The organism is Facklamia sp. P12950, from assembly GCF_050409465.1.
Lineage (GTDB): Bacteria > Bacillota > Bacilli > Lactobacillales > Aerococcaceae > Facklamia.
The window spans coordinates 40911-53596 of sequence record NZ_JBNUPK010000003.1; the positions used below are offsets into that span (position 1 = coordinate 40911).

At 33.7% G+C, this 12686-nt stretch carries 11 protein-coding genes; 10 read left to right on the forward strand and 1 reads right to left on the reverse strand.

Features of this window, described 5'->3' with window-relative positions; all coding sequences use genetic code 11:
- Positions 1–81: 81 nt before the first annotated feature.
- Positions 82–219: a 50S ribosomal protein L34 gene (gene rpmH / locus ACQV2Q_RS03525; protein ID WP_258436956.1), complete on the reverse strand. Its 138-nt coding sequence runs from the start codon at positions 217–219 to the stop codon at positions 82–84.
- Positions 220–707: 488 nt separating this feature from the next.
- On the opposite strand from rpmH, the gene dnaA reads away from it, so the two are divergent.
- From dnaA to ACQV2Q_RS03575, 10 genes are all read left to right on the forward strand, one after another.
- Positions 708–2048 carry a chromosomal replication initiator protein DnaA gene (gene dnaA / locus ACQV2Q_RS03530; RefSeq protein WP_428881934.1) on the forward strand — a complete coding sequence of 447 codons (1341 nt, stop codon included), beginning with the start codon at positions 708–710 and terminating at the stop codon, positions 2046–2048.
- A gap of 158 nt (positions 2049–2206) precedes the next feature.
- Positions 2207–3355 (forward strand): DNA polymerase III subunit beta, encoded by a 1149-nt coding sequence (gene dnaN / locus ACQV2Q_RS03535; protein WP_428873044.1) that lies wholly within the window; start codon positions 2207–2209, stop codon positions 3353–3355.
- A 195-nt stretch (positions 3356–3550) separates the two neighbouring features.
- Positions 3551–3775, forward strand: coding sequence for a S4 domain-containing protein YaaA (gene yaaA / locus ACQV2Q_RS03540; RefSeq protein WP_428873045.1), 225 nt, complete (start codon positions 3551–3553; stop codon positions 3773–3775).
- 8 nt (positions 3776–3783) lie between these two features.
- Positions 3784–4893 carry a DNA replication/repair protein RecF gene (gene recF, locus ACQV2Q_RS03545; RefSeq protein ID WP_428873046.1) on the forward strand — a complete coding sequence of 370 codons (1110 nt, stop codon included), beginning with the start codon at positions 3784–3786 and terminating at the stop codon, positions 4891–4893.
- A 10-nt stretch (positions 4894–4903) separates the two neighbouring features.
- Positions 4904–6838 (forward strand): DNA topoisomerase (ATP-hydrolyzing) subunit B, encoded by a 1935-nt coding sequence (gene gyrB / locus ACQV2Q_RS03550; RefSeq protein WP_428881937.1) that lies wholly within the window; start codon positions 4904–4906, stop codon positions 6836–6838.
- A 24-nt stretch (positions 6839–6862) separates the two neighbouring features.
- Positions 6863–9376 carry a DNA gyrase subunit A gene (gene gyrA / locus ACQV2Q_RS03555; protein WP_428875075.1) on the forward strand — a complete coding sequence of 838 codons (2514 nt, stop codon included), beginning with the start codon at positions 6863–6865 and terminating at the stop codon, positions 9374–9376.
- Between the two features lie 115 nt (positions 9377–9491).
- A complete protein-coding gene (gene rpsF, locus ACQV2Q_RS03560; RefSeq protein WP_428875074.1) occupies positions 9492–9791 on the forward strand; it encodes a 30S ribosomal protein S6 in 300 nt (99 codons plus the stop codon).
- A gap of 36 nt (positions 9792–9827) precedes the next feature.
- A complete protein-coding gene (ssb, locus tag ACQV2Q_RS03565) occupies positions 9828–10310 on the forward strand; it encodes a single-stranded DNA-binding protein (protein ID WP_428882001.1) in 483 nt (160 codons plus the stop codon).
- A gap of 23 nt (positions 10311–10333) precedes the next feature.
- A complete protein-coding gene (gene rpsR, locus ACQV2Q_RS03570; protein ID WP_428873050.1) occupies positions 10334–10567 on the forward strand; it encodes a 30S ribosomal protein S18 in 234 nt (77 codons plus the stop codon).
- Positions 10568–10688: 121 nt separating this feature from the next.
- Complete coding sequence (locus tag ACQV2Q_RS03575) at positions 10689–12686, forward strand: DHH family phosphoesterase (protein WP_428873051.1); 1998 nt, start codon at positions 10689–10691, stop codon at positions 12684–12686.

Consider the following 12686-nt stretch of genomic DNA (forward strand, 5'->3'; position numbering starts at 1 on the left):
TAATATTATATCAAAAATAAGAATAATTGGAATCTCTCTCTTTATTTTATAAAAAAAAGGCCTCACTTGGAAGCCTCAAAATTATGCAGTTAACTTTTTGCGTCCTTTTAAGCGGCGCTTGCTTAATACACGACGTCCATTTTTTGTTGACATGCGTTTACGAAAACCGTGTTCTTTACTACGTTGACGTTTTTTAGGTTGGTATGTTCTCTTAGTCATGCAATACACCTCCTTGTTGCTAAATATAAACAATACTAGAATAGTTTATAAGAATGACTCCTTTAAAGTCAAGTGTTTTTTAATATTCTATTAAATATCTCAATCGATGTAAAATCTTAACAATTGTCAACAACTTATCCACAGTTTTTAAACAAACCCTAAAAAAATAAACTTCTTTTAACAAACTAGAGGATAAAATTATCCACATTTTCTAAGCTTGTCAATAAATATTATTTTATCCACAAACTCTGTTGAAAACATTATTTAAACCTTTAAGAAAGTTGATGACATAGGAATTGTTATTTTTTTCTTTTGCACAAATCTACTTAATGTTTACTAAACTATTTTTTTATCCACACATTTAATTAACATGTGGATAACTTAAATGTGAGTATGTGGATAGAGCTTTTTACACATTCTCAACTTGTGGAAAACTCTAAATATGATACAATAATCTTAACTATATTAACTTATTCGAGGTGAAATGAATGGATGAAAAAGATCTTTTTTGGCAAGGAGTTCAAGATTATTTAAAAGAAATCCTGTCCACTTCTTCCTATCGATCCTGGGTTGAACCTTCAATCCCTACTCGAATTGGTAATCAATCAATTACGATTGCAGTTCCTAATCCGATGACTAAAAAATATTGGGAAAATCATTTGGTAAACTATATATTGCAATATAGTCGTGAACGATATGGTATTGAATATGAACCTCAATTTATAATTTATCAAAGCAAGCAAAATGAACCCATGCTTTTGAAATCGATTGATAAGCAAGGAGAGACAGATAGTCTTCCAAGCTTTTCTGACTCAAAATTAAATCCTTCTTATACCTTTGAAAACTTTGTGATTGGTGAAGATAATAAAATGGCTGCAGGAGCTGCCCTGGCAGTGAGTGATGGTCCAGGAAAAACTTACAATCCCTTTTTAATTTATGGTGGTGTAGGTTTAGGAAAAACTCATTTAATGCAAGCTATAGGTAACGATATCCTACGTAAAAACCCTTCTACTAAAATTAAATATGCAACCAGTGAATCTTTTGTTAATGATTTTATTACCAGTATTCAAAACGGTTCTCAAAAAAAATTTAGGGAAATGTATCGTGAAATAGATGTCTTATTGATCGATGATATTCAATTTTTATCGAAAAAAGATGCCACTCAAGAAGAATTTTTCCATACCTTTAACGAACTTTATAATAATAATAAACAAATTATTTTAACTTCAGACCGTTTACCAAATAATATTGATAATCTCGAGGAAAGGCTTATTTCACGATTCAAATGGGGATTATCAACCGACATTACCCCTCCTGATTTGGAAACTCGTATCGCTATCCTTAGAAAAAAGGCTGCAAATAATCGATTGGATATTGATTCTGAAACTCTCACATATATCGCTAATAATGTAGATACAAACATACGTGAATTAGAAGGAGCTTTAATGAGAGTTTTTGCCTATGCAGCTATAGAGGGCAAAGAAATTACAAGTCATTTAGCCGCAGAAGCTCTCTCTTCTATTTTTGGAGAGCAAAAAGAAAAGGTAATTGATGCCGAATCTATCATTTCTACTTGTAGTCAATTTTATAAAATATCCACTGAACAAATTAAAGGAAAGAAAAGGAACAAAGAAATCGTTACTGCTCGTCAAATTGCTATGTATCTTACACGTGAATTAACAGAACTATCTTTTCCTAAAATTGGTGAAGCTTTCGGTAATAAAAACCATACGACGGTTATCCATGCTTATGAAAAAATCTCTGAAGATCTTAAAAGTAATACTACCCTCAAACATGAAATTGCAACAATCAAACAGATGCTAGAATAAAGAATGTGGATAAGTCTACTATAAAAAATCATCTTTACACATAGTCATCAACAATGCTAAAGCCTAGTTTGTAGAACTCTTTATCACTTATACACTCTATCAACAAGCCCTACTATTATTACTTAGATATATAATAATTATTTATAAAGGAGAAAATTATGAAATTTACAATTAACCGATCTGCTTTTACTCAACAAATAAATAATGTTCAAAGAGCTATTCCTTCTAAAACAACCATTAACATTCTATATGGAATTAAATTATCTTTAGATAGTAATGGAATGACTTTAATAGGTAGCGATGCTGATATATCTATCGAAAGTCATATTTCAGTTGATGAACCCTTAGCTAATTTACAAATTGAAGAAACAGGCCAAATTGTATTACCTGCACGTTTATTAAATGAAATTATTAAAAAATTACCACAAGATGAGGTAATAGTGAGTGTAGATGATCAATTTAAAGCAACTATTCAATCTGGTAATGCAAAATTCCAAATTGTTGGTATTGATGGAAATGAGTATCCTCGTTTGCCTATTATTGACCTAGATCATCAAATTCAACTTCCAACACTTACTTTTAAAAATATGATTCATCAGACTATTTTTGCAGCTTCTAATCAAGAATCACGTCCAATTTTAACAGGACTTCACTTAATGCTAGAAAAAGATTACTTAGTGGGAGTGGCAACAGATAGCCATCGTTTAAGCCAAAGAGAAATTCCTTTAAAATTAACTGAGAATTCGCATCATTTAGAAGCAATCACTGTTCCTAAAAAAACAATGATTGAATTGGCTAGAATAGTTCCTGATAATGCTGATTTAATGATGACTATATCGAATCAACAAATTATTTTTACTTTCGAAAACATAACAATTTATTCACGCTTACTGGAGGGTAATTACCCTGCTACTGATCGGTTAATTCCTAATTCATCTGAAACAGAAATCGTCTTAAATGCGGCTGATTTTCTGCAAGCAATTGAACGGGCCTCTTTAATGTCACATGAAGGAAAAAATAATATTGTCCAATTAGATATTCAAACAGACCATATCGAGTTATTTGTAAAAGGAAATGAAATAGGGAATGTGGCAGAAGAAATTCAATTTGTTTCCTCAAATGGTGAAGAGCTTCAGATTTCATTCAACCCTGACTATATGAAAGAAGCTTTAAGATCTTTTGGCGATATAGAAATTACCATTCAATTTAATTCAGCAGTTCGTCCAATGCTTATAACACCAAGTGTAAAGAGTGAATTACCCCACAATGATTTACTGCAATTATTAACACCAGTTCGTACACATTAAAACTTTTTAGCGGGTCTAATAAACGACCTGCTTATTTTTTGCCATTATTTAGCATTTAAGCCTAATTTAACTTAAATAAGCTTTTTATACTCTGAAGGTCAAATTTATTTAAAATGGCATTTTTTCGCCAAAAATTTGAGATTTAAGCTATTTAGTAGTATAATGAATCTAATAAATTACTAATGAGGTGGCCAAATGGAACATAAAAAAGTCAAAATAGATAGTGACCATGTAACACTCGGCCAATTATTAAAAATAGTAGATTTAATATCCAGTGGTGGAATGGCTAAATGGTACTTAGGTGAATTTACTGTCTATTTAAATGGCGAATCAGAAAATCGACGAGGAAAAAAATTATATCCTGGAGACCGTGTGGAGTTTGTTCAGGATGAATTAATAGTAGATGTCGTAGATCAATAAGATAGCTTATGAAAATAAAAGAATTAAATTTAACCAATTTTAGGAACTATAAAGAGCTTTCGATTGATTTTCATGACGGTCTAACTATTTTAGCTGGTGAAAATGCCCAAGGAAAAACTAACATCCTTGAGGCCATTTTTTTGTTGTCTTTGGCTAAGAGTCATCGAACCAATCATGATCAAGAAATGATTAGTTGGGAAGAAGATTATGCAAAGATAGTCGGCCAAATAACCACTAAAAACTCTCAATTTCCTTTAGAAATCATATTAAATGATAAGGGTAAGATTGCTAAATACAATCACCTCGATCAAAAGAGACTTTCTCAATTTATAGGTAAATTAAATGTTATCCTCTTTTCTCCCGAAGACATGCAATTAGTTAAGGGGTCTCCAAGTCTAAGAAGAAAGTTTTTAGATACAGAACTCGGTCAAACCCATCCCATCTACCTACAAAATTTATTAGAATATCATCGCTTACTTAAACAAAGAAATGCTTATTTAAAGCAAGCGCGTGAAAAACATACTTATGATCCAGTTTATTTAGACATCTTAACTGATCAGCTAATTGATGCAGGAAGCCAAGTAATTAAATATCGTTTGCAATTTGTTAAAGATTTAGAAGCAATGGCTCACCCGATTCATTATGAACTTTCTAATGAAAGAGATAGCTTATCAATGGTCTATAAGTCTTCCTCTTCTAAACTTGATTATGAGAAGATTGATTTAATTAAAGATCAAATGAGTGAATTGTTCAAATTGTCTATTCAAAGGGAAATCCATCAAGGAGCTACCATATATGGACCTCATCGAGACGATTTAATTTTTAATATTAATGGAAATTCAGCTCAGCAATTTGCCTCACAAGGCCAACAACGAACAGTTGTTCTTAGTTTAAAGTTAGCTGAATTGGATTTATTTTATACAATTGATCAAGATTATCCAGTTCTTTTATTAGATGATGTTCTGTCCGAGTTAGATGATCATCGTCAATTTATTTTGATGAGTAAAATCGAAGGGAAAGTTCAAACAATTTTAACCACAGCTAGTATTGAAAATATTCATATTCAAGAGCTAAAAAATTCTTCAATAAGACATATAAGTAAAGGTAAAGTTCAATAGGAGGATACAAATGGCAGAAAATAACGACAAGAAAAATGTAACTCAACCCCAATATGATGCTGAACAAATCCAAGTATTAGAAGGATTGGAAGCTGTCCGTAAACGACCAGGAATGTATATTGGATCTACTGCGAGTACTGGATTACATCATTTAGTTTGGGAAATTGTTGATAATTCTATTGATGAAGCTTTAGCTGGCTATTGTAGTCAAATTGAAGTAGTCATAGAAGCGAATGGTTCTATTTCGGTAACAGATGATGGTCGTGGAATCCCGATCGATATTCAATCTAAAACAGGCAGACCTGCTGTTGAAACGGTTTACACCGTTTTGCATGCGGGTGGCAAGTTTGGTGGTGGCGGTTATAAAGTTTCAGGTGGTCTCCATGGTGTAGGAGCCTCTGTTGTGAATGCTTTATCAAGCGAACTATCAGTGGAGGTTTCACGTAATGGAAAAGTTCATCAAATTAAGTTTGAAAGAGGAGCTATTGTATCTGAGTTAAAGGTGGTTGGAGAAGCAACGGAAACAGGTACTAAAGTTAATTTTGTACCGGATCCGTCAATCTTTACCGAAACAACGGATTTTAAGTATGAAATATTAAATGAGCGTATCCATGAGCTAGCTTTCTTAAATAAAGGTTTACGCATTTCTTTACAAGATCGACGGATGGATCGCGAAGCTGATGATAGTTATTTATTTGATGGTGGAATTAAATCATACGTTTCTTATCTTAATGAAGACAAGGGATTAATTTTTGATGAACCTATCTATATTGAAGGTGAACAAGATGGTATTGCTGTTGAAATCGCTCTACAATATACAGATGCTTACCAATTAAATTTACTGTCTTTTGCTAATAATATTCACACTTATGAAGGAGGAACACATGAATCAGGTTTTAAAACAGCTTTAACACGGGTTATTAATGACTATGGTCGTAAAAATAACTTACTTAAAGATGGTGATGATAACTTATCTGGAGAGGATACTCGTGAAGGTCTGACAGCTGTTATTTCGGTTAAACATCCAGATCCTCAATTTGAAGGTCAAACTAAGACAAAATTAGGGAATTCTGAAGTACGAACTGTAACAGATCGCCTTTTCTCTCAACATTTTGAAACATTTTTATTGGAAAATCCTAAAGTTGCACGTTTGATTTTAGATAAAGGAATTCTAGCTTCAAAAGCACGAATGGCTGCCAAGCGAGCTAGGGAGATGACCCGTCGTAAATCCGGTTTAGAAATCGCAAACTTACCTGGTAAATTAGCGGATTGTTCTTCTAAAGACGCAGAAAAATGCGAACTATTTATTGTCGAGGGAGATTCAGCAGGTGGTTCGGCTAAACAAGGCCGTTCAAGAATGTATCAGGCTATTTTACCAATTAGAGGGAAAATCTTAAATGTTGAAAAGGCCTCAATGGAGCGTATATTGAGTAACATTGAAATTCGCTCGCTATTTACTGCCATGGGCACTGGTTTTGGAGCAGAATTTGATGTGAGCAAAGCCCGTTATCATAAACTAATCATTATGACCGATGCAGATGTCGATGGTGCGCATATTCGTACGTTATTATTAACGCTTATTTTCCGCTATATGCGTCCTTTGATTGATGCAGGCTATGTTTATATTGCACTTCCGCCACTCTATAAATTAAAAGTTGGTAAAAAAGAGATTTATTTAGATACACATGAGCAATTACTCCAATGGGAAAAAGAAAATCCAAATACTAGGTATTCATTACAAAGGTATAAGGGTCTTGGAGAAATGAATGAAGATCAACTTTGGGAAACAACGATGAATCCTGAAAATCGTCGGATGCAGCGAGTAACTGTTGATGATGCAGTAGAAGCGGATGCAGTGATGTCTATGTTGATGGGAGAAGAAGTAGAACCCCGTCGTGTCTTTATTGAAACAAATGCAGTCTATGTACGTAACTTGGATGTATAGAATTACCCTTGAAAGGAGTTAGTCATGACGGAAGATCATTTTGATGTTAGCAAACAATCTTTTGAAGAAATCAATTTACCTGATGAAATGCGTAATTCATTTTTGGACTATGCTATGTCAGTAATTGTCGCAAGAGCCCTACCAGATGTTCGTGATGGATTAAAACCTGTTCATCGTCGTATTCTATATGGTATGAATGAATTAGGTGTTACACCTGATAAACCACATAAGAAGTCAGCCAGAATTGTTGGGGATGTTATGGGTAAGTATCACCCTCACGGTGACTCTGCAATCTATGAAGCCATGGTAAGGATGGCGCAACCCTTCTCCTACCGCCAAATGTTAGTTGATGGCCACGGTAACTTTGGTTCAGTCGATGGTGATGGTGCAGCTGCAATGCGGTATACTGAAGCTAGAATGGCTAAAATCACTCTAGAAATGTTAAGAGATATTAATAAAGATACAATTGATTTCCAAGAAAATTATTCTCAAGAAGAAAAAGAACCGGTTGTATTACCAAGTCGTTTCCCTAACCTTTTAGTTAATGGAGTTTCTGGTATTGCAGTTGGTATGACAACCAATATACCACCGCATAATTTAGAAGAAGTCATTGACGCTTTACAAATTCTTATGCGTAATCCAGAAGCGACTGTGGATGAATTGATGGAAGCTTTACCGGGTCCTGATTTTCCTACTGGTGGAATTATTGTTGGAAAATCAGGTATTCGCCAAGCTTATCGGACAGGTAAAGGAAAAATCACAATTCGCGGTAAAGTTGAAATTGAATACTTTGGTAATAATCAAGACCGTGAGCGAATTATTATTAAAGAATTACCTTATGGTGTAAATAAAGCTAAATTAGTTGAAAGAATTGCTGAATTGGGTCGTGATAAGCGAATTGATGGTATCTCCTATATTGCTGATGAGTCTGGTCGTGAAGGTATGCGGATTGTAGTTGAAGCACGTCGAGACGCTTCTGCTCATGTTATTCTAAATAACTTATATAAACATACTCCTTTACAGACTAACTTTGGTATTAATATGCTAGCGATTGATTTCGGAGTTCCTAAAATACTAAATTTAAAAGAAATTCTTGAAAAATATTTAGCCCATCAAGTTGAAGTGATTACGCGACGGACTAAATTTGAAAAAGGAAAAGCAGAAGATCGGGCTCACATTTTACAAGGTCTACAAAAAGCCTTAGATGTCATTGATGAGATTATTGCTATTATTCGTTCTTCCCACGATTCAGAAACAGCTAAGCAAGAATTGATTAATCGTTTTGAATTTTCGCAAATTCAAGCACAATCTATTTTAGATATGCGATTGGTTCGCTTAACTGGATTAGAACGAGAAAAAATCGATGCCGAGCTAAAAGATTTACAAGAATTGATTGTTCGCTTGACTGAAATACTTTCTTCTCAAGAAAGAATTTATGAAATTATTCATGATGAATTAAGAGAAATACTTAAGAAATATAATGATCCAAGAAGAACTGAAATCAAATTGGGTGAAATTCAGTCTCTTGAAGATGAAGATTTAATTGATGAGGAAGATATTTTGATTGCTTTAACCACTTCTGGTTATATTAAGCGTATGACTGAAGATGAGTTCCGTGTTCAAAATCGAGGTGGTAGAGGGGTTAAAGGAATGGGAGTGAGTGACGAGGATTCCATTCAAAGCTTAGTTTCTGCCTCCACCCATGATACCCTCCTCTTTTTCACTAATTTTGGTAAGGTTTATCGCGCTAAGGGTTACGATATACCTCAATATGGAAGAACTTCGAAGGGCTTACCTATTATTAACCTCTTAAACTTAGATAAAGAAGAGTATGTAAGAGATATAGTTAATATTCGTAGAGAAGCTGATGATGAAGACACTCATCTCTTGTTTGTTACTAAAAATGGGACCGTTAAGCGTACTTTAGTAAGTGAATACTATAACATTCGTACCAATGGTTTAATTGCTATTAAATTAAGAGAAAATGATCAGTTAGTGAATGTATTAATTACTGATGGACAAAAAAATATTATCATTGGTTCTAATAATGGTTATGCCGTTAGCTTTAATGAAAATGATGTCCGTGATATGGGTCGGACAGCCTCAGGTGTCAGAGGTATGAGACTCCGTTCAGGAGATTATGTTATTGGTGCTGCTATTTTAGATGATGATAAGCAAGTTCTTGTAGTGACAGAAAATGGTTACAGTAAGCGAACTGAATCTAACCAATATGCTATTAAAAACCGAGGCGGTAAAGGTGTAAAAACATCTAATATCTCTCAAAAGAGTGGTAAATTAGCTGGTTTAGTCACTGTTGATGGTGATGAAGATTTACTAATCATGACCAATGAAGGAGTCGTCATTCGTGTTCATATCGATTCGATTTCAACCGCTTCAAGAGATACCTTGGGAGTTAAGGTTATTCGATTAGATGATGATTCTATCGTTGATAAAATTGTTGTCATTGAAAAAGATGAAGAAAATACAGAAGAAGATATGTCGGAATCTGATAATTCAATAGAAAATTCAGAGGAATAGAAAAATTAGATTGATTTCTTAAAAATAGAGTGATAAAATTATTAAATGTGAGTTAATAGCTTAATAGCTTAACTCCTTGCTCTATGGAGCCATTAGACCAAAAGGAGGTGCAGTCATGAGTCAACCAACTAAATATGAAATCCTTTATATTATTCGTCCAGATATGACCGACGAAGCAAAAAAAGAATTAATTGCTCGTTTCGATCAAATCTTAGTCGATCAAGGATCAGAAGTTGTCGAATCAAAAGACTGGGCTAAGAAACGTTTAGCATACGAGATCAACGATTATCGTGAAGGTGTTTACCACTTAATTACTTTAACCGCTGATGATGCTAAAGGGATCAACGAGTTCGATCGTCTAGCACGAATCAACCGTGATATCTTACGCCATATGATTACAAAAGTAGAAGAATAATCACTATGTTTCACGTGAAACACTTGTAGGAGGAAAATTATGAATACCGTACAATTAGTTGGGCGTTTAACCAAGGAAATTGATTTACGCTATACTTCTTCAGGAACTCCAGTTGGAAGTTTTACACTAGCTGTAAATCGCAGTTTTACCAATCAACAAGGTGAGCGTGAAGCAGATTTTATTAATTGTGTGATTTGGCGTAAAGCTGCTGAGAATTTAGCTAACTTTACCCGTAAAGGTTCTCAAATTGGAGTCGAAGGTCGTATCCAAACAAGAAGTTATGATAATCAACAAGGACAGAGAGTATATGTTACTGAAGTTGTTGTAAGTAACTTTCACTTATTAGAACCAAAATCAGTGACTGAACAACGTCCAGTTTCCGATGGTAATCAATCATACAAACAACCAAATCAAACGAATAGTAATGATTTTAGTTTTAATCAAGACTTCAGTCAAAATAGTAATCCATTTGGTGACAGTCAGAAGGTGGATATTTCTGAAGATGATCTACCATTTTAGAATAATGTAGAGGAGGAAAATGCATGGCACAACGTCGTGGAGGAAGACGTAGAAAAAAAGTTTGTCATTTCTGCGCTAATCATATCGATTATATTGATTACAAAGATACAGATCTTTTAAAAAGATTTATTTCAGAAAAAGGCAAAATTTTACCTCGTCGTGTAACAGGTACTTGCGCAAAGCATCAACGTACATTGACTAATGCAATTAAACGCGCACGGATCATGGCTTTATTACCATTTACCGTTCAAGAATAATATTTGACCACCCTTTGGGTGGTTTTTTTGTTTCACGTGAAACATTAAGTAATTAATTAGTAGATAGAACATTTCACTTAAATATGATAAAATAAGTGATATTAATACTACGAGGTGTACTGTGTTTAAAAAAATAAAACTAAAAGAATTTTTTGATTACTTCCATTCGCTTCAAATTTCTTGGCAGATTTATTCTATTTTATTAATTTATATAGTTTTAATTGGAGTAGCCTTTAAATTAGAGTGGCGTATAGGTGTATTATTACTAATTTTCCTTAGTATCATCATTCTATTTTTTACCTTTAATATTAAAGGTTTTATTAAGGATTTAACGAAGATGGCGAGTCATATGTCAGAAAATGCTTCTTTAGCGCAAGAATATGCCCTATATAATGCTCCAATAGGAGTAATACTCTATGATCAAGAAGAAAGAGTAACGTGGACTAACCCAGCTATTAAGAAGATTTTTGAACAGGATATTATTGGTGAAAAAATTGAAAAAGTGGATGGGAAATTGACACAAATTCTAGGACAAAGTAATATGAGTCAATGGCAAGAAGTGTCTTTAACTAATGGTTATTACCGAGCCTTACATCATCATGAATATAAAGCACTTTATCTTTATGACATTACACAAGATATCGAAATTCAAAAAGTAATCGGTGAATCCATTCTAGTAATGGGATCTTTATTATTAGATGATTTTGATGATCTCATTTATGCGATGGATGATGAAGCAAGTGCAAAATTTGAATCTGATTTAATCAGTCGTCTTAATCGCTGGGCAGATCATTATCAAATTTACTTAAAGCAAACTGATGAAGATCAGTTTCTACTTTTGTTGAATGAGAGTTCTTTAAATGAACTCGAAAAAGAAAAGTTTGAATCCATTGAAGCTATTAAAGAGTATTATACCAGTCGAAAAATTCCTATATCGCTTTCTCTCGCTTTTTCTTATAGTCGAAATACTCAACAAAATATAATTGAAGTTTCTAAGCAGGTTAAATCAAACCTAGACTTAGCACTAGGTCGTGGCGGAGACCAAGTTGTCATTCGTGAAATAGAAGGAAAAGCAAGGTTCTATGGCGCAAAGACTAGTTTTACAGAAAACCGTTCGGATATACGCAGTAAAATGTTTTTCCAGGCGCTTAAAAGTACGGTATTGACTTATGATCGAATTTTAATTAGTGGACATCAGTCACCAGACTTAGATTCAATTGGTTCAGCCTTAGCTGTCAGACAAATTGTAAAATCTTTTGATCGCCAAGCCAAAATTCTGATTGATAGAGATGAACTCAACCAAGATATAAAAGGGATTATTAATAATGAGTACTTCGAGAAGTCTGATGAAGAAGTTTTCATTGAAGAAGCAGATTTAGATAACTACTTAAATGAAAAAACTCTACTAATTTTGGTAGACCATCATCGAGCGATGATTTCACAAGCTGAGTCTATCTTTTTTGACTACGATATTGTTATCATTGATCACCATCGCCAGGCAGAAGAATTCCCCAAAAATTGTGTGCTAAGTTATTTAGAACCTTCGGCTTCATCAGCGGTCGAATTACTCACGGAATACTTTAGTGTGATGGATGAAAAGGAAAATGCAATTGATGAAATGCTTGCAACAGTTATGCTAGCTGGTATAATTATTGATACCAATCAATTTTCTTTAAGGACCGGGTCGAGAACTTTTGAAGCAGCGGCATATTTAAAGTCTATGGGTGCAGATAATATAAAAATTAAGCATCTGTTAAAAGAAAGTTTAGAAAGCATTAAAATTAAAAATCGCTTGATTGAGAATACTGAAATAATCGATAAGGTCTTTGCGGTAACAGTAACGGATGAAGATATAGTAGTGGACAATGTCTTAGCTTCTCAAACAGCTGATGATTTGTTAGGAATTGATCAAATTGAAGCTTCATTTGTTATTTATAAACGCCATGAGAACGAAATAGGTATTTCAGCTAGAAGCTTGGGGAAAATAAATGTCCAAGTTATTATGGAAAAGCTTGGAGGTGGAGGTCATTTATCTAACGCAGCAACACAGATAAAAGACCAAACAATCCAAGAAGTAGAAGAACAATTAATTAAGGTAATTAATGTTAAGGAGGACTAA